The 25,654-nt window shown below is 72.5% G+C and carries 26 protein-coding genes and 1 pseudogene; 17 read left to right on the top strand and 10 right to left on the bottom strand.

What is annotated here, in order from left to right:
- Window positions 1-328: 328 nt before the first annotated feature.
- The 4 genes from purS (at window position 329) to KBX39_RS01015 (ending at window position 4,751) form a co-directional block, all read left to right on the top strand.
- Window positions 329-592: a phosphoribosylformylglycinamidine synthase subunit PurS gene (gene purS / locus KBX39_RS01000; protein ID WP_210868760.1), complete on the top strand. Its 264-nt coding sequence runs from the start codon at window positions 329-331 to the stop codon at window positions 590-592.
- On the top strand, window positions 589-1,272 hold the full coding sequence (purQ, locus tag KBX39_RS01005; protein ID WP_043327540.1) for a phosphoribosylformylglycinamidine synthase subunit PurQ: 684 nt from the start codon (window positions 589-591) through the stop codon (window positions 1,270-1,272). The genes purS and purQ overlap by 4 nt, the downstream gene beginning before the upstream one ends.
- Before the next feature lie 64 nt (window positions 1,273-1,336).
- Window positions 1,337-3,991, top strand: coding sequence for a phosphoribosylformylglycinamidine synthase subunit PurL (gene purL, locus KBX39_RS01010; RefSeq protein ID WP_210868762.1), 2,655 nt, complete (start codon window positions 1,337-1,339; stop codon window positions 3,989-3,991).
- 10 nt (window positions 3,992-4,001) lie between these two features.
- Window positions 4,002-4,751, top strand: coding sequence for a 2-phosphosulfolactate phosphatase (locus tag KBX39_RS01015; RefSeq protein WP_064448462.1), 750 nt, complete (start codon window positions 4,002-4,004; stop codon window positions 4,749-4,751).
- A 94-nt stretch (window positions 4,752-4,845) separates the two neighbouring features.
- On the opposite strand, the gene KBX39_RS01020 is transcribed toward KBX39_RS01015, so the two are convergent.
- Window positions 4,846-7,131, bottom strand: coding sequence for a carboxypeptidase-like regulatory domain-containing protein (locus KBX39_RS01020; protein WP_210868765.1), 2,286 nt, complete (start codon window positions 7,129-7,131; stop codon window positions 4,846-4,848).
- Between the two features lie 160 nt (window positions 7,132-7,291).
- Here KBX39_RS01020 and KBX39_RS01025 point away from each other — a divergent pair, with 160 nt between their 5' ends.
- From KBX39_RS01025 to amcA, 5 genes are all read left to right on the top strand, one after another.
- Window positions 7,292-7,645, top strand: coding sequence for a sterol carrier family protein (locus KBX39_RS01025; RefSeq protein ID WP_043327538.1), 354 nt, complete (start codon window positions 7,292-7,294; stop codon window positions 7,643-7,645).
- A 169-nt stretch (window positions 7,646-7,814) separates the two neighbouring features.
- Entirely contained in the window at window positions 7,815-9,332 is a 1,518-nt protein-coding gene (purF, locus tag KBX39_RS01030) for an amidophosphoribosyltransferase (RefSeq protein ID WP_043330756.1), read from the top strand.
- Window positions 9,333-9,389: 57 nt separating this feature from the next.
- Window positions 9,390-10,544: a phosphoribosylformylglycinamidine cyclo-ligase gene (gene purM, locus KBX39_RS01035; protein ID WP_043327537.1), complete on the top strand. Its 1,155-nt coding sequence runs from the start codon at window positions 9,390-9,392 to the stop codon at window positions 10,542-10,544.
- Window positions 10,545-10,671: 127 nt separating this feature from the next.
- On the top strand, window positions 10,672-11,763 hold the full coding sequence (amcB, locus tag KBX39_RS01040) for a cyclophane-forming radical SAM peptide maturase AmcB (RefSeq protein WP_176722793.1): 1,092 nt from the start codon (window positions 10,672-10,674) through the stop codon (window positions 11,761-11,763).
- Window positions 11,744-11,956 (top strand): multiple cyclophane-containing RiPP AmcA, encoded by a 213-nt coding sequence (gene amcA, locus KBX39_RS01045; RefSeq protein ID WP_030500600.1) that lies wholly within the window; start codon window positions 11,744-11,746, stop codon window positions 11,954-11,956. The genes amcB and amcA overlap by 20 nt, the downstream gene beginning before the upstream one ends.
- Before the next feature lie 146 nt (window positions 11,957-12,102).
- On the opposite strand, the gene KBX39_RS01050 is transcribed toward amcA, so the two are convergent.
- Both KBX39_RS01050 and KBX39_RS01055 read right to left on the bottom strand, forming a co-directional pair.
- Complete coding sequence (locus KBX39_RS01050; protein WP_013283429.1) at window positions 12,103-12,318, bottom strand: DUF3073 domain-containing protein; 216 nt, start codon at window positions 12,316-12,318, stop codon at window positions 12,103-12,105.
- Window positions 12,319-12,610: 292 nt separating this feature from the next.
- A pseudogene (locus KBX39_RS01055) lies at window positions 12,611-13,698 on the bottom strand (Glu/Leu/Phe/Val dehydrogenase).
- Between the two features lie 174 nt (window positions 13,699-13,872).
- Here KBX39_RS01055 and KBX39_RS01060 point away from each other — a divergent pair.
- Window positions 13,873-14,712, top strand: coding sequence for a hypothetical protein (locus KBX39_RS01060; RefSeq protein ID WP_030500602.1), 840 nt, complete (start codon window positions 13,873-13,875; stop codon window positions 14,710-14,712).
- A gap of 256 nt (window positions 14,713-14,968) precedes the next feature.
- Complete coding sequence (locus tag KBX39_RS01065; RefSeq protein WP_007073996.1) at window positions 14,969-15,178, top strand: BldC family transcriptional regulator; 210 nt, start codon at window positions 14,969-14,971, stop codon at window positions 15,176-15,178.
- Between the two features lie 71 nt (window positions 15,179-15,249).
- On the opposite strand, the gene KBX39_RS01070 is transcribed toward KBX39_RS01065, so the two are convergent.
- Complete coding sequence (locus tag KBX39_RS01070) at window positions 15,250-15,648, bottom strand: PPOX class F420-dependent oxidoreductase (RefSeq protein WP_043327535.1); 399 nt, start codon at window positions 15,646-15,648, stop codon at window positions 15,250-15,252.
- Window positions 15,649-15,703: 55 nt separating this feature from the next.
- Here KBX39_RS01070 and KBX39_RS01075 point away from each other — a divergent pair, with 55 nt between their 5' ends.
- Window positions 15,704-16,483 (top strand): bifunctional 2-polyprenyl-6-hydroxyphenol methylase/3-demethylubiquinol 3-O-methyltransferase UbiG, encoded by a 780-nt coding sequence (locus KBX39_RS01075; protein ID WP_210868767.1) that lies wholly within the window; start codon window positions 15,704-15,706, stop codon window positions 16,481-16,483.
- Window positions 16,484-16,536: 53 nt separating this feature from the next.
- Here KBX39_RS01075 and KBX39_RS01080 read toward each other — a convergent pair whose 3' ends face one another.
- On the bottom strand, window positions 16,537-16,824 hold the full coding sequence (locus tag KBX39_RS01080; RefSeq protein ID WP_043327533.1) for a hypothetical protein: 288 nt from the start codon (window positions 16,822-16,824) through the stop codon (window positions 16,537-16,539).
- Between the two features lie 162 nt (window positions 16,825-16,986).
- Here KBX39_RS01080 and KBX39_RS01085 point away from each other — a divergent pair, with 162 nt between their 5' ends.
- Both KBX39_RS01085 and KBX39_RS01090 read left to right on the top strand, forming a co-directional pair.
- Window positions 16,987-17,844 (top strand): 3-hydroxyacyl-CoA dehydrogenase family protein, encoded by an 858-nt coding sequence (locus KBX39_RS01085; protein ID WP_043327532.1) that lies wholly within the window; start codon window positions 16,987-16,989, stop codon window positions 17,842-17,844.
- Window positions 17,841-18,584 (top strand): enoyl-CoA hydratase/isomerase family protein, encoded by a 744-nt coding sequence (locus KBX39_RS01090; RefSeq protein ID WP_043327531.1) that lies wholly within the window; start codon window positions 17,841-17,843, stop codon window positions 18,582-18,584. Before KBX39_RS01085 ends, KBX39_RS01090 begins: the two co-directional genes overlap by 4 nt.
- A gap of 60 nt (window positions 18,585-18,644) precedes the next feature.
- Here the strand turns inward: KBX39_RS01090 and KBX39_RS01095 are convergent, their stop codons facing one another.
- Window positions 18,645-19,982 carry an ABC transporter substrate-binding protein gene (locus KBX39_RS01095; RefSeq protein ID WP_043327530.1) on the bottom strand — a complete coding sequence of 446 codons (1,338 nt, stop codon included), beginning with the start codon at window positions 19,980-19,982 and terminating at the stop codon, window positions 18,645-18,647.
- 166 nt (window positions 19,983-20,148) lie between these two features.
- Here KBX39_RS01095 and KBX39_RS01100 point away from each other — a divergent pair, with 166 nt between their 5' ends.
- Window positions 20,149-20,538, top strand: a complete 390-nt coding sequence (locus KBX39_RS01100; protein WP_043327529.1) for a hypothetical protein — start codon at window positions 20,149-20,151, stop codon at window positions 20,536-20,538.
- Between the two features lie 44 nt (window positions 20,539-20,582).
- Complete coding sequence (locus tag KBX39_RS01105) at window positions 20,583-21,287, top strand: DUF2786 domain-containing protein (RefSeq protein ID WP_043327528.1); 705 nt, start codon at window positions 20,583-20,585, stop codon at window positions 21,285-21,287.
- Between the two features lie 20 nt (window positions 21,288-21,307).
- Here the strand turns inward: KBX39_RS01105 and KBX39_RS01110 are convergent, their stop codons facing one another.
- A complete protein-coding gene (locus KBX39_RS01110; RefSeq protein WP_043327527.1) occupies window positions 21,308-21,820 on the bottom strand; it encodes an SRPBCC family protein in 513 nt (170 codons plus the stop codon).
- A 297-nt stretch (window positions 21,821-22,117) separates the two neighbouring features.
- Here KBX39_RS01110 and KBX39_RS01115 point away from each other — a divergent pair, with 297 nt between their 5' ends.
- On the top strand, window positions 22,118-22,555 hold the full coding sequence (locus KBX39_RS01115; protein ID WP_210868768.1) for an ArsI/CadI family heavy metal resistance metalloenzyme: 438 nt from the start codon (window positions 22,118-22,120) through the stop codon (window positions 22,553-22,555).
- A 50-nt stretch (window positions 22,556-22,605) separates the two neighbouring features.
- Here the strand turns inward: KBX39_RS01115 and KBX39_RS01120 are convergent, their stop codons facing one another.
- The 3 genes from KBX39_RS01120 to KBX39_RS33965 form a co-directional block, all read right to left on the bottom strand.
- Window positions 22,606-23,190, bottom strand: coding sequence for an N-acetyltransferase (locus KBX39_RS01120; RefSeq protein WP_210868770.1), 585 nt, complete (start codon window positions 23,188-23,190; stop codon window positions 22,606-22,608).
- A gap of 51 nt (window positions 23,191-23,241) precedes the next feature.
- Window positions 23,242-24,162, bottom strand: a complete 921-nt coding sequence (locus KBX39_RS01125) for a hypothetical protein (RefSeq protein WP_312245292.1) — start codon at window positions 24,160-24,162, stop codon at window positions 23,242-23,244.
- Window positions 24,163-24,375: 213 nt separating this feature from the next.
- A complete protein-coding gene (locus KBX39_RS33965) occupies window positions 24,376-25,611 on the bottom strand; it encodes an NAD(P)-binding domain-containing protein (RefSeq protein ID WP_210868774.1) in 1,236 nt (411 codons plus the stop codon).
- Between the last annotated feature and the right edge of the window lie 43 nt (window positions 25,612-25,654).

The following is a 25,654-nucleotide window of genomic DNA, read 5'->3' on the forward strand; positions in this document are numbered from 1 at the left end:
ATGAGAGTAATCGAAAAACGCCGATGGCGTGACGGCCGCCGCGTGTCGCGTCGACGTGCTGTCGGATACCTGTCCAAGCTGGGGCGTTTCGCAGCAGATGCCTGGGAGAAGGCGGTGCGGAGGGTCACCCACAGGCACCGAGCGCAACGAATTCGCATCGACGCAGCAACGAACGGGCAACGGTGCCCGGCCGGCGTCGCCGGTCCCGCCCGGCACTGCCGGAACTGCCCCCGGCCGGTTCGGGCCGGGCGGTATCTGCCAGGTAGGCTGGCTGCGCTCGCCCGATAGTGGGCCGGCACCCAACTGCGTACACAGTCAGGAGTGCCCCGTGCCTCGCGTCGTAGTCGACGTCATGCTCAAGCCCGAGATCCTCGATCCGCAGGGCCAGGCCGTCGCGAACGCGCTGCCCCGGCTCGGCGTCAGCGACGTCGCCTCGGTTCGGATCGGCAGGCGGATCGAGATCGAGTTCACCGGCGAACCGGACCTGGACCGGGCCCGCGAGATCGCCGACAAGTTGCTGGCCAACCCGGTCATCGAGGACTTCACCATCCGCGTGGTAAACACCGACGAGACCGCGGGCGCGCAGTCGTGACCGCCCGGGTCGGTGTGGTGACCTTCCCCGGCTCGCTCGACGACGGGGACGCGGCCCGCGCCGTGCGGATCGCCGGCGCCGAGGCGGTCCGGCTCTGGCACGGCGACCCGGACCTGCACGGGGTGGACGCCGTCGTCCTGCCCGGCGGCTTCTCCTACGGTGACTACCTGCGCTGCGGCGCCATCGCCCGGTTCGCCCCGGTGATGGAGACGATCGTCCAGGCCGCGCGAGGTGGCCTGCCGGTGCTCGGCATCTGCAACGGCTTCCAGATCCTTTGCGAGGCGCACCTGCTGCCCGGCGCGCTCACCCGCAACCAGCACCTGCACTTCCGCAACCGGGACCAGGTCCTGCGGATCGAGGCCACCGGCACCGCCTGGACCAACGCGTTCCAGCCGGGCCAGGAGGTGCTCGTCCCGGTCAAGAACGGCGAGGGCTGCTACGTCGCGGACGCCGCGACGCTCGACCGGCTGGAGGGCGAGGGCCGCGTCGTCGCCCGCTACGTCGGCGGCAACCCCAACGGATCGCTGCGCGACATCGCCGCGATCACCAACGAGGCCGGCAACGTGGTCGGCATCATGCCGCACCCCGAGCACGCGGTGGAGGCGCTCACCGGCCCGTCCCTGGACGGCCTCGGCTTCTTCACCTCGGTGCTCAAGCACCTGGTGGGAGCGCCGGCGTGATGGTGGCCGTGATCATCGGTCGGCTCACCCGCCGCACGGGCGGCGAGCGCAACAAGGAGACGTCATGACCACCCATCCGGACCCGGCCCTGCGGGAGCCGCAGGGCGGCCCGACCGACGAGTGGGCGCCGGGCGTGGACACCGTCCCCCGGGCCGCCGAGACGCCGGAAGAGCTTCAGCCGTACGCCGAGCTGGGCCTCCGCGACGACGAGTACGACCGGATCCGGCACATCCTCGGCCGCCGGCCCACCCAGGCCGAGCTGGCCATGTACTCGATCATGTGGAGCGAGCACTGCTCCTACAAGTCGAGCAAGGTGCACCTGCGCCAGTTCGGTGAGAAGGCCCCGCCGAGCGACCGGCTGCTCGCCGGCATCGGGGAGAACGCCGGCGTGGTCCAGGTCTCCGACGAGCTGGCGGTGACCTTCAAGGTCGAGTCGCACAACCACCCGAGCTTCGTCGAGCCGTACCAGGGCGCGGCGACCGGCGTCGGCGGCATCGTCCGCGACATCCTCGCCATGGGCGCGCGCCCGGTCGCCGTGATGGACCCGCTGCGCTTCGGCGCGGCCGACCACCCGGACACCGCCCGGGTGCTGCCCGGCGTGGTCGCCGGCGTCGGCGGCTACGGCAACTGCCTCGGCCTGCCCAACATCGGCGGCGAGGTCGTCTTCGACCCCTGCTACCAGGGCAACCCGCTGGTCAACGCGCTCTGCCTGGGCGTGCTGCCGGTCGACCGGCTGCAGAAGAAGGACGCCACCGGCCCCGGCAACATCGTGGTCCTGATGGGCGCCAAGACCGGCCGCGACGGCATCGGCGGCGTGTCGGTGCTGGCCAGCGCCACCTTCGACGAGGGCAGCGAGCAGCGCCGCCCGTCCGTGCAGGTCGGCGACCCGTTCATGGAGAAGCTGCTGATCGAGGCGTGCCTGGAGCTGTACGACGCCGACCTGGTCGTCGGCATCCAGGACCTCGGCGGCGCCGGCCTGACCTGCGCGCTCACCGAGACCGCCGCCTCCGCCGGCACCGGCATGCGGGTGTGGCTGGAGCGGGTGCCGCTGCGCGAGCCGTCGATGGAGCCGCACGAGATCCTGGCCAGCGAGTCCCAGGAGCGGATGCTGCTCGTCGTCTCGCCGGACAAGCTCGACGCGGTCCTCAAGACCGCCGAGAAGTGGGGCGTCTGGGCCACCGCCATCGGCGAGGTCACCGCGCCGTCCCCGGACGGCCAGCCGGGCCGCCTGGTCGTCACCTGGCGTGACCAGCTCGTGGTGGACGTGCCGCCGGGCTCGCTCGTCGACGACGGCCCGGTCTACGCCCGGCCGATGCGCGAGCCGGCCGACCTGATCCTGCTCCAGGCCGACCGCGCCGAGACGCTGCCCCGGCCGAACACCCCGGAGGCGCTCCGGGAGACCGTGCTGCGCATGATCGCGTCGCCCAACCTGGCCGACAAGACCTGGGTCACCGAGCAGTACGACCGCTACGTGCTCGGCAACACCGTGCTCGCCCAGCCGGAGGACTCCGGCGTGATCCGGATCGACGAGCGCAGCGGCCTCGGCGTCGCGCTCTCCGTCGACGGCAACGGCCGGTACGCCCGCCTCGACCCGTACCACGGCACGAAGCTGGCGCTGGCCGAGGCGTACCGGAACGTGGCGGTGACCGGCGCGAAGCCGATCGCGGTCACCAACTGCCTGAACTTCGGCTCGCCGGAGGACCCGGGCGTGATGTGGCAGTTCGCCGAGGCCGTACGCGGCCTGGCGGACGGCTGCCTGGAGCTGGGCATCCCGGTGACCGGCGGCAACGTCAGCTTCTACAACCAGACCGGCGCGGCGGCCATCCACCCGACCCCGGTGGTCGGCGTGCTCGGCGTGCTCGACGACGTGGCGAACCGGGTGCCGATGGGCTTCGTGCCCCGCGCGGCCGGCGACCACGACCAGCTCTTCCTGCTGGGCGAGACGCACGTCGAGCTGTCCGGCTCGGAGTGGGCCTGGGTGACCCACGAGCACCTGGGCGGCATCCCGCCGCAGGTCGACCTGGCCCGTGAGCGGCAGCTCGCCGAGCTGCTGGCCGAGGCGGCCCGCGTCGGTCACCTCAGCTCGGCGCACGACCTCTCCGACGGCGGCCTGGCGCAGAGCCTGGTCGAGTCGGCCCTGCGCCGCGGTGTCGGCGCCCGGGTCGTGGTGCCGGAGCACTTCGCCGGTGGCTCGATGCCGTTCGTGTTCCTGTTCAGCGAGTCCGCCGGCCGGGCGCTGGTGTCGGTGCCGCGCGGGCACGAGAAGGCGTTCACCGCCCTCTGCGCCGAGCGCGGCGTGCCGTGGGAGTTCATCGGCGTCACCGACCCGGCCTCCGGCGCGCTGGAGGTGCATGGCCAGTTCCGGATCGGCCTGGACGAGCTGCGCGAGGCGCACAGCGGCACGCTGCCGCGCCTGTTCGGCGCGGCCGAGGCGGCGCGGGTGGAGGTGGCGGCGACCCGTACCGGGACCACCACCGTGCTTCCGGCCACCGCCGAGCAGCCGGTCGACGTGGACCCGGCCGAGGTCGCCTCCGAGCCGATCGCCGAGACGGGCACGGACGCCTCGCCGGCCGCCACCGACTCCGCTCCGGCCGCGTCCGACGCGGATTCCGACGAGACCGCGCCGGCCGCCGACGCGACCCCGGCGCAGGACGCTTCGGCGCCTGCCGACGGGTCCGACGGCCCGGCTCCCGGTGAGCCGGCGCCGGACCGGCGCTGAGGCCCCGGCCTTGGCCGTTTTCGCCCAGCCCGGCGCCGGTGCCCGCTTCGACTGGGGACTGACCGGGGCGGCGGAGCTCGGCCGGGTCTGCGCCGCCCTGGTGGTGGTGGACGTGCTGTCGTTCACCACCGCCGTGGAGGTGGCGGTGAGCCGCGGCATGCGGGTACACCCGTTCCCGTGGGGCGAGCAGGCCGCCGACTACGCCCGCCGGGTCGGCGCCGTAGCCGCGGTGGGCCGCCGGAGGACGACAGCGGAGCACCCGTGGTCGCTCTCCCCGGCGGCGCTGCGGGCCGCGCCCGTCGTCGCCGACCTGGTGCTGCCGTCGCCGAACGGCTCGGCGATCAGCGCCGCCGCGAGCGCCACCGGAGTGCCGGTGGTCGCGGCCTGCCTGCGCAACGCGCGCGCCGTCGGGCGCTGGCTCCGCACCCAGGGGTACGGCTCGACCGACGCTCCCGTGGGTGTGGTGGCGGCCGGGGAGCGCTGGCCCGACGGGTCACTGCGGCCCTGCGTGGAGGACCAGCTCGGCGCGGCCTGCGTGCTCGACGCGCTCGCCGGGGTGCCCGGCGGACTTTCGGTGGAGGCAGCGATGGCGCTGGCCGCGCTCGCCAGCACCCCTGATGTGCCGGCGGCGGTGCGGGGGTGCGTGTCCGGCCGGGAACTCGCCGAGGGTGGCTTCGCCGAGGACGTCGACGTGGCGACCGAGGTCGGCGTCTCCGACGTGGTGCCGGTGCTGCGCCAGGACTACTTCGCCGCCGCCTGACTCACCGGCTTCACCACCCGCTCGACGGGGTATCAACCAACGACTGTGGCCGCCCGCGAACGCGGGCGGCCACAGTCATGCGTGCTGGTGCCTGTCAGTCGTCCAGCCAGTCGAGACGCCGGCCGCCGCGGTCCCCCTGCGCGTCCGGGCGGGCGCGACCGGCCTGCGCCGGGTCGTTGGGGTAGGCGTTGTCGTAGCCGCCACCGCGCTGCTGCGGCGGCTCCTGGCCGTAACCACCCTGCTGGCCGTAGCCACCCTGCGGGGACTGGCCGTAGCCGTCGCCGTATCCGCCGCCCTGCTGGCCGTATCCGCCCGCCTGGTGCCCGCCGTCGTATCCGCCGGTGCTGCCGTAGCCGCCACCGGCCGGGGCGTTGTCGTAGCCGCCCTGCTGGCGACCGGCGTCGTAGCCACCGGCCGGGCTGTCGTATCCACCGGCCGGAGCGTCGCCGTAGCCGCCCTGCTGGCGGCCGGCGTCGTAGCCACCGGCCGGGGCGTCGTACCCGCCTGCGGGCGCGCTGTCGTAGCCACCAGCCGGGGCGTCGCCGTATCCACCGGTGGCCCGGCCACCGCCGTAGCCCGCGTCGCCGTACCCGCCGGCCGGGGCGTCGCCGTAGCCACCGGCGCCGCCGTAGCCGCCCGCCGGGGCGTCGCCGTAACCGCCCTGCTGGCGGCCGCTGTCGTAGCCGCCGGTGGGCGCGTTGTCGTAGCCACCCGAGGCGGCGCCGTACCCGCCGCCGGAGCGGTAGCCGTCACCCTGCTCCGCGCCGCGGCCGTACCCGGCCGGGCCGGACTGGTCGTACCCGCGGTCCTGCTCCGGCTGGTAGGTGCTGGTCGGGTACGGGTCGGCCGCCGGCGCGTACTGCGTGCTGTCGCCGGTGTAGCGGCCGGTGGGCTCGTCGAAGCGCTCGTTGCCGTAGCCGCCGCCCTGGGCCGCGTATCCGGCCGCGCCGGCCGCGGCGCCCGCGGCGTAGTCCGGGCTGCCGTAGCCGGCCCCGGAGGACGGACCGTTGCCGTAGCCGCCGCCCGAGGAGGGCGCGGTGCCGTATCCGCCGCCGGAGGCGGGCGCGTCGCCGTAGCCGTTGCCGGCGCCGTAGCCGCCCTGACCGGGCGCGTCGTCGCCGTAGCCGTACCCGGCCTGTCCCGCGCCGACGCCGTACGCCGGTCCGGGCGGTGCGCCGTACGGGTCCGGTGGGACGTCGTCCACGACCGGCCGCTGGAGCATGGTGGGGGCGTCGCTGATCGACGGGCCGCCGACCATCGTCGCCGCCGGTCCGGCGCCCATGCCGTTCACGACGCGGGTCTGGTCGTCGGTGCCGTGGTAGGCGCCCCGGGCCGCGGGGATCGCGCCGGCCGCGGCGGCGCCGCCGGGGCCACCCGGACCGACCGGTCCACCCGGGCCGTCGCCGTCACCGTCGTCGCCCTCGTTCTTGCGCCGCATGTAGAGCAGCACGATGGTGCCCACACCGACGGCGACGAACAGGCCGCCGAGCAGGATCAGCAGCCAGGAGCCCATGCCCCCGGAGTCCTCGTTCGCGGTCGGCTCCTGGGCGGCCGGCGCGTCGGTGGCCGGGGTGTCGGCCGAGTCCTCCTCGAGCGGCTCGTCCGACGGCGGGGCGGACTCACTCGCCGACGGGGTGGCGCTCGGGCTCGCCGACGCCCGAAGCTGAATGCTGAGCCGGACGCCGGTCACGGACTGGCCGGCGCTGGCGTTTATCGACCTGGCGACCGGGGTGGCGCCGTCGGTCGAGGCACCCACCTCGATCCGGCCGGGCGCGATCGGGTTGGAGTCGGAGCCGCTGAAGCTGAAGTTGCCGTTGCCGCTGGTGTTGGTACGGCGCTCCTTGCCCGCGCTGTCGCGCAGCATCACGAGGGCGCCTTCGATCGGGTCGCCGTCGGCGTTTACCACCTTGCCGGACACCGTCTTGACGGTCTGCGGCTGCTGCGGCGCGTCCGGACCGCTCACCCTCATGTCGCGCGAGTCGCCGCCCTGGTCGCCGCCGCCGGCACGAGCGGAAACCCGGACCTGCCCGGACTTGTTGTCGCCCGGCGCGAGATTGTCGGCGGTGAGGGTCACGTTGAAGGTCGCCGACTCGCCGCCGCCGATGGAGCGAGCTGGTACTCGACAATCGCCCTGGCACTTCAGACCGTCGAAGGTGTCGACGCTGACGCTGAAAACGCTGGGCGAGTCATTGTTGTTCTTGACGGTGAAGCTCATGGGCGTCGACTGACCGCTCGACAGCGAGTCCCTCGACAGGCTGGTGATCTGCACGTCCGGGTTCGCCGCGAGGGCGGGGGTGGCGGGGACGGTGAGCAGGGCGCCGAAGAGCAGCGCTACGACCACACCGGCCCGCTGCTTCCAGGCACGTCGGTGTGTTGACACGTCCACCGCCTTCCGGGTCTGATCTCTCCGCCGGCCGCTCGGCCGAGGTTGATCACTCACGGTACGAATAACGCCGTCGGCAACTATGCCTTGTCTGACCGGATCATCTCTACCCAGGGCCGCCGCAGGGCGGCGTTCTGCCGGGTCGTATCGTCCCGTCGTGTCCTCTCCGCACGCTTATTCCGAAGCGGTACTCGCCGCCCTGGCGGCGCTGGACGAGGGGCGTACGCCCGAACGGCCGGTCCTCCGGGAGGCGGTCCGGACCCTCTTGGCTGCCCTCACGGATCGCGCCCCCGGCCGATCGGTGGAGGTGCGCGTCCCACCCTACGGTGCGGTGCAGTGCGTGAGTGGTCCACGACACACCCGCGGCACGCCCCCGAACGTGGTGGAGATGGACCCGCCGACGTGGCTGGCGCTCGCCACCGGACGCCTCGACTGGGCGCGGGCGGTCACCGACGGTCGCGTACGGGTGTCGGGCAACCGGGCCGACCTTTCCGCGTACCTCCCGATTTAGCCGGCGGGCGGCCGCAACCTGCACTCACCCTGAGCGGGGACTCCGTGACTGTCGGTATCGACTGCTGTTCGCGTACACTGAGAGCCGACGACGGTCCCGGCCCATAGCGTGCGGAGCTGACCCCCGACTCCGCCAGGCCAGTTCAGACCCCACCAAGAGGGAGCGGCAGGTGCCCCGAGGCGATGGCCGGCTGAGCCACGACCTTGACCCCGAGCGACCCGGCCCCCAGGACGCGTGCGGCGTCTTCGGCGTCTGGGCCCCCGGGGAAGAGGTCGCCAACCTCACCTACTTCGGGCTCTACGCCCTCCAGCACCGGGGCCAGGAGGCCGCGGGCATCGCAGTGAGCGACGGTTCCGGCGTCGTGGTCTACAAGGATCTCGGCCTGGTCGCCCAGGTGTTCGACGAGCCGACGCTGGCGAGCCTGCGCGGGCACGTCGCGATCGGGCACGCGCGCTACTCCACCACCGGCGGCTCGACCTGGGAGAACGCCCAGCCGACGATCCGCGCCACCAGCGCCGGCACCACCATCGCGCTGGCGCACAACGGCAACCTGGTCAACACCGCCGAGCTGCAGCGCGAGGCCGCAGTGCGCGGGCTCGACCCGGACGGCTCGACGAACGACACCTCGCTGGTGACGATGCTGCTGGCCAGCCGGCCCGACCTGTCGGTCGAGGCGGCGGCGCTGGAGGTGCTGCCGCAACTGCGCGGCGCGTTCAGCTTCGTGTTCATGGACGAGTCGACGCTCTACGCGGCGCGCGACGCGCACGGCGTACGCCCGCTGGTGCTCGGCCGGCTCGAACGCGGCTGGGTGGTGGCCAGCGAGACCGCCGCGCTGGACATCGTCGGCGCGAGCGTGGTCCGCGAGGTCGAGCCGGGCGAGCTGATCGCCATCGACGAGAACGGGCTGCGCTCCAGCCGGTTCGCCGCGCCCGAGCCCAAGGGCTGCCTCTTCGAGTACGTGTACATCGCCCGGCCGGACGCCACCATCGCCGGCCGTAACGTGCACGCCGCGCGGGTGCAGATCGGCCGTCAGCTCGCCAAGGAGCACCCGGTCGAGGCCGACCTGGTGATCCCGGTGCCGGAGTCCGGCACGCCGGCCGCGATCGGCTACGCCGAGGAATCAGGCATCACCTACGGCCAGGGCCTGATGAAGAACCCGTACGTGGGGCGCACCTTCATCCAGCCCTCGCAGACGCTGCGCGCGCTCGGCGTCCGGCTGAAGCTGAACCCGCTGCGGCAGAACGTACGCGGCAAGCGCCTGGTGGTGGTGGACGACTCGATCGTCCGGGGCACCACCCAGCGGGCGATCGTCCGGTTGCTGCGCGAGGCGGGCGCCCTGGAGGTCCATGTCCGGATCTCCTCGCCGCCGGTGAGCTGGCCCTGCTTCTACGGCATCGACTTCGCCACCCGGGCCGAACTGCTGGCCAACGGGCTGGACAACGAGGGAATCCGGCGCTCGATCGGCGCCGACACGCTCGGGTACGTATCGCTGCCCGGTCTCATCGCCGCGACCGAGCAGCCGAAGAGCCGGCTCTGCCGGGCGTGCTTCGATGGGGAGTATCCGATCGAACTGCCGGCCGGGAACCTGATCGGCAAGCACGTGCTCGAAGGAGTGGGACGCCGGGTCGCCGCCGAGGCGGCCGGGCCGACCGGTCCGCTCGTCGCCACACCGACCCACCACCCGTAGCACCACCGACGCGGGTCCGGCCGCTCCGGGCTCGCGGGAACCACAAAGGGGAGAACCGTGACGCACGTGTCCGAGCGCAGCGGCGCAGGATCCAGCCCGACGGGCGCCGGCGGCGACCGCCAGCCCTGGTCGGCGGGGTCCGGCCGGACGCAGCGCAAACGCTCGGTCTCGTACGCCGACGCCGGGGTGTCGATCGAGGCGGGCGACCGCGCGGTCGAGCTGCTCAAGTCCAAGGTCAAGGAGACCCGGCGCCCGGAGGTCCTGGGTGACCTGGGCGGCTTCGCCGGCCTGTTCCGGCTGGACACGAAGAAGTACAAGAATCCGATCCTGGCCTCCTCGACCGACGGCGTCGGCACCAAGCTGGTGATCGCGCAGCAGCTCGACATCCACGACACGGTCGGCATCGACCTGGTCGCCATGGTCGTCGACGACCTGGTCGCCTGCGGCGCCGAGCCGCTGTTCCTGCTCGACTACATCGCCACCGGCGAGGTCGTGCCGGACAAGGTCGCCGAGATCGGCGCCGGCATCGCGGACGGCTGCCGGTACGCCGGCTGCGCGCTGCTGGGTGGCGAGACCGCCGAGCACCCGGGCGTGCTGCGCCCCGACGAGTACGACATCTCCGCCACCGGCGTCGGCGTGGTGGAGGAGAGCGAGATCCTCACCCCGGAGCGGGTGGAGGTGGGTGACGTGGTGATCGCCATGCGCTCCTCCGGCCTGCACTCCAACGGCTACTCCCTGGTCCGGCACGTGCTGCTGGGCGCCGGCCGGATGCGGCTGGACGTGGTGATCGACGACTTCGGCCGCCAGCGGACGCTCGGCGAGGAGCTGCTCACCCCGACCAAGATCTACGCGCAGGACTGCCTCAAGCTGATCGCCGAGGCCGAGGTGCGGGCGCTGGCCCACGTCACCGGCGGCGGCATCCCCGGCAACCTGGTCCGGGTGCTGCCCGAGCACGTCGACGCCGTGGTCAACCGCTCCACCTGGAAGCCGCAGCCGATCTTCGATCTGATCCAGACCAAGGGCCGGATCGAGGACCCGGAGATGGAGGCGACGTTCAACATGGGCGTCGGCATGTTCGCGATCGTCTCCGCCGAGGACGCCGACCGCGCGCTGGCCACCCTGACCGGCCGGGGCGTGGACGCCTGGCAGGCAGGCGAGATCATCGAGGGGTCCGGCAACGTGCAGATGGTCGGGCAGCACACCCGGGGCTGATCACCCTGCGCCGATCGGCCGGGCACCTGATCGGGGGTTCACCCGAGCGGTCGCCGCGGCCTAGCCTGGAGGTTCGGTTTTCAGGCAGGCGGGGGAGGTGCTGATGGCCGCACGTGCGCCCGAAGGGATGCGGGGTATCGCCGCCGTCCCGTCGTACGTGGTGATGCAGCCGACCACCCTGTGCAACCTCGACTGCGCCTACTGCTACCTGCCGCTTCGGGCGGCCGATCGGCGGATGCCGGTGGCCGTCGCCGAGGCGGTGGCGGCGTCGGTGAACCCGTGGGCGACGGGTGGTCGCTTCTCCGTGGTCTGGCACGGCGGCGAGCCGCTCGCGGCCGGCCGGGAGCATCTGGCCGCCCTGCTGGCGCCGTTCGGGCCGGACGTCGAGCACCACGTGCAGACGAACGCCACGCTGATCGACGACGCCTGGTGCGCGTTCTTCGCCGAGCACCGGGTGCGGGTCAGCGTCAGCGTGGACGGGCCACGGGCCCGCAACGCCGAGCGGGTCACCCGGGGCGGGCGGCCCGCGTACGACCGGATCGTGGCCGGGGTGGCGGCGCTGCGCCGCCACGGCGTGCCGTTCTCGGCGCTGGCTGTGGTGTCCCGGCCGGAGCCGGGCCTGGCGACCGAGCTGTACGACTACTTCCTCGACCTGGGCTGCGACGTGCTCGGCGTCAACATCGAGGAGACCGAGGGCGTCAACACCCGGACCAACGCCCGGGACGCGGGCGCGGTCACCGGGTTCTGGGCGGAGCTGGTCGCGGCCTGGCGGCGTGATCCCCGGATCCACCTGCGCGAGGTGGAGTGGTCGCTGCGGTACGCGGGCGCGGTGCTGGCCGGCACCGCCGACGACCTGCTGCCCCGCCGCCTCGACCCGATCCCGACGGTCGGGCACGACGGTTCGGTGGTGGTGCTCTCGCCGGAGCTGGCCGGCTTCACGGACCCGCACTACGGCGACTTCACCAGCGGGAACGTGCTCACCACCCCGCTGGGCGAGATCCTCGCCGACGCGGCCGGCACGCCCTGGGTGGGCGAGTTCCTCACCGGCGTGGAGGCGTGCCGGACGTCCTGCGCGTACTTCGGCTTCTGTGGGGGTGGGCACGCCGCCAACCGCTACTTCGAGCTGGGGCGTTTCGACGGTACGGAGACCGAGCACTGCCGGAACAGCAAGATCCGCCTACTGGAGGGAGTGTTGGAGCATGCCCGAGACCATCAGTGACACCGACCGGGGGGCAGTGGCCGACCGGGTGCGGGACGCCGCTGCGGGGCTTACCGCTCTGCTCCGTGAGGCGGAGGCGGCGCGGCTGCTGCGGGCGGAGGTGTCGGGCGGCGACGGCGCCAACGCGGTCTGCGCCTGGAACCACTTCGAGAACATCCCGACGTTCTACAACTGGAACAACCGGCCGCGCTGAGGGCTCGGTTCCGCGATCAGGGACCTGTCGGCGAGTCGGGGCGGCACCCCGGCACGGCAGGTCCCTGATCGTCGGTCGTACGCCGGCTCAGCAGAGCACATGCGTGAGCACGCGGGGGTTACCGCGTGCTCAGATGTGACCGGAGGTCAGCGGGTCGGACGAGCCCAGGTATCCGGGTCGTCGTCCGCGTGGTCCTCGTCATCGTCGTCGACATACTCTTTGTAGTCGTCGTCGAAGTTGTGCTCAGACTTCCCACTACCCGCCAGTTCGCGCTGCAAGGCGGTTAGGTCGGTGTTCGGGGAGTGATACTTCAACTCCCGCGCCACCTTCGTCTGCTTGGCCTTAGCACGGCCGCGCCCCATGGCTCGACCCCCTCGCACAGAATGCGGGGCAGCCCGAAGGCGGGCCCCGATGACGTCAGGCATCTCTCGTGGCTCTTACGGTACATGGGGATGCCATCGTTCGGCACCTCGGGTCACCGTCGACCGGACCTGCGCGTCGCAGTGGTCCAGCCGTCACCAAGTGTACCGGGTAAGGGGTAAGGTCCGGGGCTGGCCGTGACAGCGGACAAATGGGTACGAACGGGCCCGAGGCTCAGCTTAACGCGCACGGCCTCCGGGGGTGGAGTCGCCGCTCCGCCCCCGGAGGTGAGCTTCACCGCAGATGGATCGCGCGCAGCCGGCCGACCTCGGCCATCCGCCGCTCGGCGAGCCGGTCCGCGGCCACCGCCGGGGGTACGCCCTCGTCGTCGGCGAGCTGGAGGATCTGCCGGGTGGTGTCGAAGATCCGGGTGGCGCGCAGCTTGGCGCGCTCGAAGTTGAAGCCCTCGATCTCGTCGGCCACCTGGATCACGCCGCCCGCGTTCACCACGTAGTCCGGGGTGTAGAGGATGCCCCGGTCGGCGAGCACCTTCTCGATGCCCGAGTGGGCGAGCTGGTTGTTCGCCGCTCCGGTGACGACCTTCGCCCGCAGCACCGGCACGGTCTCGTCGTTCAGCGCGCCGCCGAGCGCGCACGGGGCGTACACGTCGATGTCGGAGGCGACCAGCGCCGCGGTGTCGTCGACCAGGGTGACCTGCGGGTGGGTGGCGCGCGCCCACTCCAGGGCGCGCGGGTTCACGTCGGTCGCCACCACCTCGGCGCCGTCGTCGAGCAGGTGGGCGGTCAGGTACTTGCCGACCTTGCCCAGCCCGGCCACGCCGACCCGGCGGCCGGCCAGCGTCGGGCTGCCCCAGACGTGCTCGGCGGCGGCCCGCATGCCCTGGAACACGCCCCACGCGGTGAGGTGAGGATCGAGGAGTCGCCCGCGCCGCCGTGCTCCACGCTGCGGCCGGTGACGTACCGGGTCTCACGCGCGATCACGTCCATGTCCGCGACGTACGTGCCGACGTCACAGGCGGTGTAGTAGCGGCCGTTGAGCGACTCGACGAAGCGGCCGTACGCGCGCAGCAGCGCCTCGCTCTTGATCTGCTCGGGGTCGCCCCAGATGACCGCCTTGCCGCCACCGAGGTCGAGGTTCGCCAGCGCGTTCTTGTAGGCCATGCCGCGGGAGAGGTCGAGCACGTCGGCGAGGGCGTCGGCCTCCGTGGCGTACGGGTAGAACCGGGTCCCGCCGAGCGCGGGGCCCAGCGCGGTGGAGTAGATCCCGATGATCGCCTTCAGGCCGGACTGCTTGTCCTGGCAGAACACGACCTGCTCATGCCCCGTGGAAACGGGGTCGTCGGTGCTGGCGAATACGCCCATGGCTGACTCCTGTGTCGGTGAGCGCCCTTGTGGGGAGCGGAACCTGGTGGCACGCCGGCGGGATGCTGCCGGTGTCTCTGAGCCTAATATCGGCCCGAACCGTACTGTCGCGCACGTCACGCCACGGGCTCACGGGCGGCGACGGGCGGTCCCGTCTCGTGGGAGGATCGCGCCGTGCCGTCGCTCTTCGCTTCATACCTGCGCGTGTACGAGCCGCTGACCGCCTTCGACCGGGACCGGCAGTCCTACTGGCGCCGGTACGTCAGCGAGGGCCGGGCGATCGCCCCGCTGGAAGGGCCGGTACGACAACGGACCGCCGTGATCGAGGCGCTGGGCGCGGGCTGGACCCGGCTGCCCGACCTGCCCGACGAGGCGTACGTCCTGGAGTCGGACGACTCGTTGCTGGTCTGCCCCTGGAACCTGCGCATCCGGGTCGCCGAGGCGGCGCTGAGCGCCCGCGACGGCGTGCCCTCGGTGCTGGCCGACGCGTTCGTGCCGCCGGTGCTCGCCGGGCAGGCCAAGGCCGTGGTGGAGGACTGGCGCAGCGGCGCCCGGGTGCTGGAGCACGGCGTGCCCCGGGTGCACGAGCAGATCGCCACCTGGGGCGTGCCGCTGCGCTGGTTCGTGCTGTTCGAGGCGGGTGAGCGGCACCTGGTCACCGAGCCGGAGCGGCGCGCGCTGCGCTACCGCACCGAGATCTCCAAGGCGCGCCGCCGCGCGTCGCGGGCGCTGTCGGTGCTGCGCAAGTCGATCGGCGAGGCGCCGATCACCGAGGCGGTCGAGGAGGCGGCCCGGTGGCTGGAGGAGTTCCACCCGCGCTCGGTGGTCGAGCTGGACTACGGCGGCCTGGTGCAACTGCTGCCGGACGAGACGCTCGAGGCCGACGACTCGACCGATCTGGTGGCCACCGGACTGTCCGGACTGGGCCGGGGCGAGGCCGAGGAGGCGTCCGCCGCGTACGACAAGCTGGTCGCCCGCTGGCGCGCGGTGCAGCTGTTGGAGCGCTGCAACTGACGCCCGGTTTACCCCGATAAGTGGTCTTGGACACGAGAGTGTCTCGTAGTTGATGCGTCACGAACCGTGATCATGAGTCCTAATAAGGTAGTTTCTGCGGCATAAAAGTCGTAAAAATCGGGCATGCTTCATCCGTCCGTCTAGGGACCTTCAGCCGTTCGGCCCATGTCGGACATCGGGGACTAGCCGGACCATGGGAGACGCGTCGGCCGGCGGGACCCCGGCCGATGTCTATACATGTGGAGGAGTGACCCCGATGGCATCGCGAACGCACGAACCTGAGCCGCTACTCACACCGGCCGAGGTGGCGTCGATGTTCCGTGTCGACCCGAAGACGGTGACCCGGTGGGCCAAGGCTGGCAAGCTCAGCGCCATCCGGACCCTTGGCGGCCACCGCCGCTACCGTGAGTCAGAGGTTCGGGCGCTACTGCAGGGGCAGATCCCCCAGCAGCGCCAGGGAGACTGACGAACCGGCGTTCTCCGGCGTTCCGATCAGGGGCGGTGCCGTCGCGGCGCCGCCCTTAATCGTGCCCGGGCTCAATCGTGTCCGGGGGCCGCGCCGTCCAGCACGATCCGCAGCCCCACCGTGCCCCCCTCGCCCCGGCGCAGCCGGCTGCCGAGCAGGCTCAGCCGCCCGATCAGCCGGTACTTCTGCTTGAGCAGGCCCCGCACCCGCCGGGTGCTCTCCGGATCGGCGATCGTCGCGTGTGCCGGCACCGCATCGCCGTGCGGTCGCCCGCGCACGTCGCACGGCGCCACAGTGACCCGGCCGTCGCGCCGGATCCGCTTCACCTTGCCGGAGTCGGACACCGTCCACACCGCCAGCGAGTCACCGTCGCGTACCGCCCACACCGGTGTCGCCACCGCCCGGCCGTCCTTGCGGAACGTGGTGAGCAGGACGTACTTCTCCGCCGCCAGGCGGTCCAGGTCGGTCACGCCGCCCAGGATACGGCGGCCACGGCGCCGCCGACCCCCGGATAGCGTTGCGGGCATGACCGGGGAACCCGAGATCGGCGACGTGTTCGGCGAGATGATCCGCGACGCGTACGCGGTCGCCACCGGGATCGGACCCCGGCCGATGGCCGGTGGGCGCCTGCCCCGGCCGGTCATCGAGATCATCGAGCGGGACGACGGGCTGATCAACGGCGCGCCCGCCGGGCACTACCTGGACCCGCCGCAGCTGTGGCAGCCGCACGACCACCGGGCGGTGGACCGGGTACGCGGGCACGTGCTCGACGTCGGCGTCGGCGCCGGACGGATCGCGCTGGAACTCCAGGAGCGCGGCGTGCCCGTCACCGGCCTGGACACCTCGCTGGGCGCGCTGCGGGTCAGCCGGCACCGGGGCGTACGCGACCTCGTCCACGGCACCGTCGACGAGCACACCGCCGACGGGCCGCGCTACGACACGTTCCTGCTGCTCGGCAACAACCTCGGGCTGTTCGAGGGGCGGGAACGGGCGCCCGCGATGCTGGCCGCGCTCGCCGCCCTGGCCCGCCCCGGCGCCCGGGTGATCGCCCACGGCACCGACCCGTACGGCACCACCGACCCGGTGCACACCGCCTATCACGAGCGCAACCGGCAGCGGGGCCGGATCGGCGGGCAACTGCGGCTGCGGCTGCGCTACCGGCTGCTCGGCACCGGGTGGTTCGACTACCTGGTCTGCTCGCCCGAGGAGTTCGCCGAGCTGGTCCACGGCTCGCCGTGGCGACTGGCCGACGTGGACGACACCGACCACCCGTACTACCTCGCCACACTGACGCTGCGGCGTTAGGAAGGGCCCCTTTCAAGCGCCCAGGCGTTAACAAGGGGCCCTTCCTTACATGCTCAGACCTGGACGGTGGGGGTGGTCTGCTCCGGGGGCAGTCCGCCGTCGCCGTCGACCACCTCGTCCGGCGTGCCGTCCTCGTCGATGTCCACCATGGTGATGTCCACCTTGCCGTCACCGTCGGTGTCGAACTGGAACAGGTCGGCCTTGCCGTCGCCGTCGGTGTCCACCACCCACACGTCGGTCTTGCCGTCGTTGTTGGTGTCCGCGCGGAGCAGGTCCACCCGCTCGTCGCCGCGGGTCTCGACCGTCTCGGTGTTCTCCGCGCTCTCCGGTGCCTGGCTCATCTCGTTCCTTCCTTCGACGTTGACGGCCGTCCTTACCCCGTCCGCTCCGCCCCCACTCATCCCGGCGGCCCGGCCCTGCATAGGGTCGCATGCAGGAACGAGCGAGCGGACGGGCCCGGCGGCGGAGACCCCGCGCGCCCCCGCCGCGGCGAGGGGACACCGATGAGTGGTCGTTTTGTGGTCGTCGGGGCCGGCACCATGGGCCTCGGCATCGCGTACGTGGCGGCCGGCGCCGGGTACGCGGTCGAACTGGTCGAGGTCGACCCCGCGCGGGGCGCCGAGGCCGTCCGCCGGCTCGGCGAGCTGTGGGACCGGGGCGTGCAGCGCGGCAAGCTGACCGAGGAGGCCGCCACCGCCAACCGCGGGCGCGTCACGTTGCGGGCCGGGCTCACCGAGGTGCCCGAGGGCGCCGACGTGATCGTGGAGGCGGTGCCCGAGCGGCTCGACCTGAAGCGCGCCGTGCTGCGCGAGGCGGAGAGCCGTCGCCCCGCGCTGCTGGGCAGCAACACGTCCAGCATCCCGATCGCCGAACTGGCCGCCGGGCTGGACCGCCCGGCCGACTTCGTCGGACTGCACTTCTTCAACCCGGTCTGGGCGATGGCGTTGCTGGAGGTCGTGGTCGGCCCGGCCACCGCGCCGCAGACCACCGAGGCGGCCGTCGCGCTCGCCGCCCGGCTGGGCAAGGACCCCGTCGTCGTACGCGACATGCCCGGCTTCGCCACCTCCCGCCTCGGCGTCACGCTCGGCCTGGAGGCGATCCGGATGGTGGCCGACGAGGTGGCGAGCCCGGCCGACATCGACAAGGCGATGGTGCTCGGCTACCGGCACCCGATCGGACCGCTGGAGCTGACCGACCTGGTCGGACTGGACGTGCGGCTCGACATCGCGCGTACGCTCCAGGCCGCGTACGGGGACCGCTTCGCGCCGCCGCCGCTGCTGGTCGAGATGGTGGCCGCCGGGAAGCTGGGCAAGAAGTCCGGGCAGGGCTTCTACACCTGGAAGGACGGCCAGAAGAAATGAGCGGGCTGCGGATCGAGGAGCTGCCGGACCGGCTGGTCGTGACGCTGGACCGGCCGGAGAAACGCAACGCGATCGACGCCGACCTGGTGGCCGAGCTGCACGCGGTCTGCGCCGACCTGGAGGCACGCCCCCGGCTGCTGCTGCTCACCGGCGGGACGGTGGGCATCTTCGCCGGCGGCGCCGACATCGCCCAGCTGCGCGAGCGCGGCCGGCTGGACGCGCTGGCCGCCATCAACCAGGGCGTCTTCGCCCGCATCCGGGCGCTCCCGATGCCCACCGTGGCCGCCGTCGACGGGCCGGCGCTGGGCGGCGGCGCCGAACTCGCGTACGCCTGCGATCTGCGGGTGTGCACGGACCGCGCGGTCTTCGGTCAGCCCGAGGTGCGGCTGGGCATCCTGGCCGGCGCGGGCGCGACCTACCGGCTGCCGGCGTTGATCGGTGAGGCCCGCGCCAAGGAGCTGCTCTTCACCGGCCGGCGGGTGGACGCCGCGGAGGCGCTGCGGATCGGGCTGGTGAACCGGGTGGTGGCCGAACCGGACGAGCTGCTGCCCACCGCGCACGGTCTGCTCGACGAGATGGCGAAGGGCTCCGCGCTGGCCCTGCGGCTGACCAAGCTGGCGGTGGACGCCCCGGCGGCCGCGCACCCGCAACTCGACCTGCTCAGCCAGGCGGTGCTCTTCGAGGACGAGGAGAAACACCGGCGGATGACCGAGTTCCTGGACCGGCGCAAGGCGCGCTGAGCCGGAACACGACGAGGGCCGCGCCGGTGTTCCCGGTGCGGCCCTCGTCGTCGGCGCTTCTCAGCGTCTGATCTGGACTCCGGCGTCCGCCAGAGCCGGGATCGCCGGCGCGGACTCGGCGAAGCCGATGAGCAGCAGCGCCTCCGGCCCGTACGCCTTGATCTCCTGGGCGATGCCGGAGAAGTCGACGGGGGTCTTCGGGTCCTCCGGCGGCTCGTAGGTCAGCAGCTTGACCCGGTCCGCGCCGATGCCGGCCTTCTCCAGCTCCGAACGGACGTTCTCCTGGAGGCCCTCGCCGTAGGAGTCCTTACGGGCCAGGATCGCGATCTTGCGCGGCCCGTCCCGGAGCATCACGTCGGCCAGCGCGCGACCCTGGAGGCTGTCCGGCGGGGCGGTACGGAAGTAGAGGCCGTTGTCGTCCACCGCGCTCAGCCCCGCGTCGGTGTTCGACGGCGAGAACAGGATCCGCCCGGCGGCCACCACGTCCGGCAGCACCGCCCGGGAGATGCCCGAACCACCGGCGCCGATGATGACGTGGACGCCCTCCCGGACGTGCGAGGCGACAGTGGCCTTCGCGACCGCCGGGTTGGTGCCGTCGTCGCCCTCGACCCACCTCACCGGCTCACCGAGCACACCACCGGCGGCGTTGACCTCGCGGAGCGCGAGCGCGGCGCCGGCGGCCAGCGGCGGGTACGCCAGCGCCAGGTCACCGGTCTTCGGCAGGAGGCCGCCGAGGACCAGCGGCGCGTCCTTCGCCTTCCCGTCGCGCAGCTTGCGACCGCGCGGCGGCGTCTTGCTGCTCGCCCCGGACTCCTCACCGGCGCCGACGAACTCGGTCTTGCTGTCGTCGATCTTCTGGTTGTCGAAGTGCATGGTGCCGTAGCTGGCGGTGGCCGGCTCGCCGTTGTCGGTGAACCCGGCCCGGGTGAGCGACACGCCCCGGTACTGGATGTCCTGACCGGCGCGGGCGAGCTGGAGGCAGGTCGCCACCTCATCGCAGCGCTCGCCGCCGGTGGTGACCCCGACGATCTGCTTGGCAATCTCGCCCGGCGCGGTGGTGCCGGCGAGCTGGGCGGCCAGCGCGCTGATCACGACCGCGTCGTAGGACTCGGCGGAGTAGAGGAAGTCACCCAGCTTCGCGTCTACGGCGAGTAGTCGTTCCTTGAAGCTCTCGGGCAGCGGAGTGAGGGGCGTGGTGCCCTTCATCCCGTTCACCAGATCCGCCCGATCCTTCAGCTCGGCTGGGTATGAATTGAGCATGTTGCCGTCGGTGCCGTAGAGGCGCACCTGGGTGGCGGGCGCTTCTTCCGGCTCGTCGCTCCCGCAGGCGCTCGTGGCGAGCAGGAGCGCCGCGCAGGCCATGGACAGGGCCGCGCGCGACGTGCGTGTTCTCAGCATGGTCGTCCTTCCTCCGGCGAAGGTCCGCTGCGCACCTTAGCGTGCCCACGCGGTAGGCGGGACTGTGGAGTCGGCTCCGTCGGCACCCCGACTGCGGGAATCACGCTGCGTGTTCATCGAGCGATTTCCGGGTCACGGCTTGACCCCCGGCGCTACTGTTCCGCGGGTGAACGACGAAGCACAGCAGACGCTGGACGACGCGACCGCCGTGCTCCGTTCCGCCCTCGCCGGCGACGGCGCCGGGGTGGTGGGCACGTTCGACGCGGTGGTGGACCGCTCCGGCCTGGCCGGGGCGTACGGGGTGGCGTGGTGCCTGGCCGCCACCATGCTCGGCGACGACGCGCCGGCCGGCGGGGCGGCCCTCGACTTCCCCGGCATCGACCAGGCCGACTACGACACCCGCTGGGTGGCCCGCTTCGTCAGCGCGTGCGCCAACGACGACGCCGACACCGGTGAGGCGCTGTTCGGCGCGGCCGCCGCCGACGGGCTGCTGCCCGACTGCCTGCTCACCCTCGCCGGCTCGACCATCGCCACGCTGCGCAGCCGGTCCGACTGAGCCCGCCGCGCCGCGACGCGCGCCGGCTGTGATAGCTCTGGGTCATGTCCGAGGCGATGCTCAGCAAGGTGCGCAAGCTGCTCGCCCAGGCCGAGGACCCGGCCTGCACGCCCGCCGAGTCGGCCGCGTTCATGGCCAAGGCCACCGAGCTGATCGCCCGTTACGGCGTCGACCGGGCGCTGCTCGCGGCACGCGACCCGGCCGTCGACCCGGTGGGCGACCGGACGGTCGAGGTGGTCGCGCCGTACGCCCGGGACAAGGCCGGACTGCTGGCCGCGGTCGCCGAACCGTTGCGCTGCCGCTGTGTACGCCGACGGCAGGGCAACGGTTTCGCCATGCACCTGTTCGGCTTCGCCAGCGACCTGGAACGCGTCGAGTTGCTGTTCACCTCGCTGCTGGTGCAGGCCGCGCACGGACTGGCGGGAGCCGCCGTGCCGGACGGGGAGCACCCGGCCGCGTTCCGGCGTACCTGGCTGGCCGGTTTCGCGTACGTCGTCGCGCAGCGGCTGCGCGCAGCCGAGGAGAACGCGGTGGCCGAGGCGGGCGGCCCCTCGACGGCCCTGGTACTCGCCGACCGTTCCGACCGCGTCCAGCGCCGGGTCGCCGAGGCGTACCCCAGGTTGCGCACCGCGCCGCGACGGCGCCTCGCGGGCGGTGGTTTCGCGCCGGGCGCGGACGCCGGCCGCCGCGCCGACCTCGGCGGCACCGGCGTGCCCGGCGCCGCGGCGACGCCGGGCATCACCGGCTGACCGGGCCCATCGGGTACGGGTCAGGCGGTGCGGGCGACCGTCGCCAGGTAGCGGCAGAGCAACTCGTGCCAGCCGGCCGTGAGCGCCTCGCGGTAGCCCTCGGCCGCGGCGCCGTGCCGGTCGAAGTAGCGGTGCTCGACCTCGACCCGGGTCAGTTCCGGGCCCTCGGGGTGGAACAGGACCTCCACCTCGCTGGCGCCGGCCGGGTCCGGCACCGGCACCCGGTCCGGGCCGATCTGCCAGGTGAAGACCAGACGCCGGGGCGGATCCCAGGTCAGCACGCGGCCCCAGTCGTTGCGGAAGCCGTACGGGCCGATCTCGTAGAGCATGCCGCCGGCCCGGGGTTCGATGCCGAGCGCGGCGAGCGCCTGCGGGCCGGACCAGGTGTACTCGCGTACCCACCAGTCGGCGAGCGATCCGGTGAACACGGCGTACGCCCGCTCGGCCGACGCCGGGACGAACAGGTTGCTGCGGAGGGAGAAGCGGTCGGATTCCTGCCGGACCTCATCCGGATCGGCCATCTCCTGTCCCATAGGTCCGGACCATACCGGCTCATGTCTCGGTGCGCAGCTTCCGTTGCGCCCGCTTCCGGACACCGGGAACGCCGCTCCACGACAGCGCTGTGTGGTGGGACAGGCGCGCCGAGTTGGCGGAACGCCTCGGGGCGTACCCGGTGCCAGGCCCAGGTGCCACGCCGCTCGGAGTCAGACGCAGATCTCCGACGCCGAGGCGCCGGCAGCGCTTGTTTCGACATTTCTCTAGGTTGACAGACTTCAAAGCAGAGGGCAGGGTGGAGTCTGCTTCGATAAACATCTAGACAGGGAGTTCACATGTCCCGCGTCCAGCTCGCCCTGCGCGTCTCCGACCTCGAAGGCTCCGTCGCCTTCTACAGCAAGCTGTTCGGCGTCGAGCCGGCCAAGCGCCGCCCCGGCTACGCCAACTTCGCGGTGGAGAACCCGCCGCTGAAGCTCGTACTCCTCGAAGGTGAGCCCGGCCTGCCGACGGTGATGGACCACCTCGGGGTCGAGGTGGCCACCACCGGCGAGGTGAACGCCGCGACCAGCCGGCTCGCCGAGTCCGGCCTGATCACGCTGGAGGAGAACGACACCGAGTGCTGCTACGCGCTCCAGGACAAGGTCTGGGTGCGCGGCCCCGGCGACGAGCCGTGGGAGGTCTACACGGTCAAGGCCGACTCACCGCAGCTGGAGAAGGTGACCGAGAGCGCCTGCTGCGCCTCGGACACCGCGGAGCAGCCCGCCGGCGTCTGAACGGCGGATCCCCACCGGCGTCTCCGCCGGTGGGGATCTCTGTCCTACGGTCAGGTACGGCGATTCCGCATGACCCAGGTGGGCAGCGGCTCCGCGAAGGCGTGCACCACCTCCCAGCCGGCGCGCCGGTACACCTCGACGTTGTCCGGGTTGCTGGTCTCCAGAATCGCCGGCAGGCCGTCCGCGGCGGCCCGGTCCAGCCCCATCCGCATCACGGCGTGGCCCCACCTGCGGCCGGCGTGGTCCGGGTGCGTACCCAGCACCCCCAGGTACCAGAACGGCGCCGCCGGCAGCGCGGCGTGCACCGCCTCGTCGTAGGCGCGGACGCGGTGCAACACGTCGGCGGGAAGCCGGGCGGCGAGATCGTCGTCCGGCTGTGCGCTCCCGGATGCCGGCGGCTCCCAGATCGCCACCGACGCGCCGTGGCCGATCGTCCAGATCGTCTCCTTGTGCACCCGCTTGTCGAACAGGTGCCCGAAGAAGGCGGCCGCATAACGCGCATAGGTCGCCTCGTCGGGGAACAGGTGCCGCAGGACCGGATCCTTGGTGAAGGCCGCGACCAGCGACGTGACCACGCTGCCACGGTCTTCCGGCGTCGCAACGGTGATCTCAGGCCCTGTCACAGCGTGCAACATATCGCGCGGCCGAGGCGCGGGGCGTCCCTCGCGGCGTGAGCCGGCCGGCGACTACCGTGCCTCGGCGAACCTCAGCCGCTTGAAGGCCTCGACGTAGACGAACCGCTTGCCGTCCGGAGAGAAGCTCGGGTGGTACGCGCGCTCACCGTCGGCGATCCGCGTCTTCTTCCCGGTGTCGACGTCGACCGACCACACGCCGCCCACGTGATCCGACGCGACGGCGGCGATCACCGACCTGCCGTCCGGCGACACCGCCAGGTCGGCGAGCCCGGGAAGCTCCGCGAGGAACCTGGCCGTGGCCGATCCGACGTCCCACTCGGTCAGGTGCCAGGTGAAGTCAGACGGATACACCTCGACAGGCAGCGGCAACCTGCCGAGGGTGTCGGGTGCGGTGATGAAGAACAGCCGCTCACCCATGGTTGCCGGCGACCGCACCAGCACCATGGACTCGCAACCCGTATCACTGCCACTGAGGTTGAAGGTTGTCCCGTCGACCGTCACCGGAGAGGGGAACTCAGACGCCTTCCCGTCAGCGAGCAGCTGGATTCCCCCCGGCCCGCACTTCCGGCGCGCCTGCACATATCCCCTGCCGTCACCGTTCACGAGTGCGGCACCGGCGAGGAAGCGCGTCGACGCCAGAGGCTCGAACGTCTTGTCGGCCGGCGAGTAGGTGAGCAGCTCCGTTCCGTCCCAGCCGCATTCGAGGGCCACCCCGAGGTCGCCGTCGGGGTCGGCGAACAAGAAGCTGAACAAGCCCGCTTCGCAGGCGGGCACCGCCGGGGCGCGCGTGAGAACGGCTTCCTCGCCGCTCCCGTCGGGCCGCTGCCGCCACACCTCGGCTACTCCCGAGCCCGAGGTCGAGGTCACCTCCCGCAGGTAGTAGACCCAGCCGTCGGCGGCCCACACCGGATGGAACAGGGAGACGGAATCCAGGAGCCCCGAGACCCGGCCGCACCCGCCCACCAGGATCACGGCCAGTACGAGGACCGACGTCAGAGCCGTACGCAGCGTCCGCACATGCGACCTTCTGGTGCTCACCTGCCTCATTCCGTCCGTCACTCAGCGGGCTCACCGTAGGCGCCGCCGCCGTTGCCGGGGACCGTACACCCGTTAGGTACTCAGGGTGGCGACCTGTGCCGGCCGTGGATACGGCCAACCGACCGGGAAGCGCAATCGTCGCGACACCTAGCGGGACCGGACCACGGCCGTGACCTCGACCTCGAGCACAGCGCCCGGCAGGAAGAGCTTGCTGATCTCGACAGTCGTGCTCGCCGGCGGCGGTGTGCCCGGGAAGAACCGGCGCCGGACGGCCGCGTACGCCGGCAGGTCAGCCAGGTCCGTCATGAACGTGCGGATGTGCAGCACGTCGTCGAAGCTCGCGCCGTGCGCCGCGAGCACGCCGCCCACGATCTCGAAGATCCGTTCGGCCTGGGCGCCTGCGTCTCCGGGGGCCACCACCTCGCCGTCGTCGTCGACGGCGACCTGTCCGGCGAGCATCAGCAGCGCGCCGCCGCCGACATCGATCCGGGCGACGTGCGCGAAGCGGTCGCCGAACGGGGCCGCGACGGATCCGGGGTTGTCCAGGGTGAGGCGCATCGGCGTCCCTTCGCAGAAGTCGGGGGAGACGAGGGAGGAGAGATCGGCGTCCTGGTCCGGCGCGGCCCGCATCAGGTCGAGGGCGGCCTCCAGCACGGGGGCCGGCACCGGGCGGCGCAGCGCCAGCCGGGCATCCTTCGCCGCCATCGTGACTGCGAACGAGGCGCCCGAGGCCGTGGCCCGTCCGACCGCGCCGCCGAGGGCCCCACGGTCGAGCACGTCGAGGGCGGTCTGCCTGTCGACACCGAGCGCTGCGGCGACAGCCAGCGCGTCGTGCAGCGCGGCGACAGCCGTCACCAGGCCCGTGTTCGCGACGAGTTTGACGGCGGCACCTGCGCCGATCGGACCGCAGTGACGGACCGTCCCGAGCTGCCCCAGCACCGGAGCCGCCCTCTCCACGGCATCGGCAGGGCCGCCCGCGAAGATCACCAGCGTGCCGGCCCGGGCGGCGTTGACGCTGCCGCCGACGGGGGCGTCGAGGAGGTAGACGCCCGCCGGAAGCCGGCCGGCCACCGCTCGGACTTCGTCCGGCCCGATCGTCGACATCTGCACCACGACCGTCCCGGGTCGGAGCGCGGTGGCGGCGCCGTCCGGCCCGAACAGCACCGTCTCGACCGCGCCGGCGTCGGCGAGCATGACGACGACGACCTCGGCTCCGTCGACCGCGGCGGACGGGCTCGCGGCCACCGTCGCGCCGACCGCCGCGAGCGGCTCCGAACGCTCCGGGCTGCGGTTCCACACTCTGACCCGGTTGCCGCCGGCCAGGAGGCGGCGCGCGATCGGCGTACCCATGTGCCCGGTCCCGAGAACCGCGATGATCTTCACGCCGTAACGCTAGGCCGGTGAAAGCAATGCGACCAACGAATGT

It is taken from the genome of Micromonospora sp. D75 (genome assembly GCF_018070405.1).
Lineage (GTDB): Bacteria > Actinomycetota > Actinomycetes > Mycobacteriales > Micromonosporaceae > Micromonospora > Micromonospora chalcea.

Excerpts from the sequence above, each read along its gene's own strand:
- amcB (WP_176722793.1), top strand. The coding sequence starts at position 10,672 with ATGCGGGGTATCGCCGCCGTCCCGTCGTACGTGGTGATGCAGCCGACC.
- KBX39_RS01095 (WP_043327530.1), bottom strand. The coding sequence starts at position 19,982 with ATGCTGAGAACACGCACGTCGCGCGCGGCCCTGTCCATGGCCTGCGCG.
- KBX39_RS01075 (WP_210868767.1), top strand. The coding sequence starts at position 15,704 with ATGACCGGGGAACCCGAGATCGGCGACGTGTTCGGCGAGATGATCCGC.
- KBX39_RS01120 (WP_210868770.1), bottom strand. The coding sequence starts at position 23,190 with ATGTTGCACGCTGTGACAGGGCCTGAGATCACCGTTGCGACGCCGGAA.
- KBX39_RS01090 (WP_043327531.1), top strand. The coding sequence starts at position 17,841 with ATGAGCGGGCTGCGGATCGAGGAGCTGCCGGACCGGCTGGTCGTGACG.
- amcA (WP_030500600.1), top strand. The coding sequence starts at position 11,744 with ATGCCCGAGACCATCAGTGACACCGACCGGGGGGCAGTGGCCGACCGG.
- KBX39_RS01065 (WP_007073996.1), top strand. The coding sequence starts at position 14,969 with ATGGCATCGCGAACGCACGAACCTGAGCCGCTACTCACACCGGCCGAG.
- KBX39_RS01105 (WP_043327528.1), top strand. The coding sequence starts at position 20,583 with ATGTCCGAGGCGATGCTCAGCAAGGTGCGCAAGCTGCTCGCCCAGGCC.
- KBX39_RS01115 (WP_210868768.1), top strand. The coding sequence starts at position 22,118 with ATGTCCCGCGTCCAGCTCGCCCTGCGCGTCTCCGACCTCGAAGGCTCC.
- KBX39_RS01085 (WP_043327532.1), top strand. The coding sequence starts at position 16,987 with ATGAGTGGTCGTTTTGTGGTCGTCGGGGCCGGCACCATGGGCCTCGGC.
- KBX39_RS01080 (WP_043327533.1), bottom strand. The coding sequence starts at position 16,824 with ATGAGCCAGGCACCGGAGAGCGCGGAGAACACCGAGACGGTCGAGACC.
- KBX39_RS01110 (WP_043327527.1), bottom strand. The coding sequence starts at position 21,820 with ATGGGACAGGAGATGGCCGATCCGGATGAGGTCCGGCAGGAATCCGAC.
- purL (WP_210868762.1), top strand. The coding sequence starts at position 1,337 with ATGACCACCCATCCGGACCCGGCCCTGCGGGAGCCGCAGGGCGGCCCG.
- KBX39_RS01050 (WP_013283429.1), bottom strand. The coding sequence starts at position 12,318 with ATGGGGCGCGGCCGTGCTAAGGCCAAGCAGACGAAGGTGGCGCGGGAG.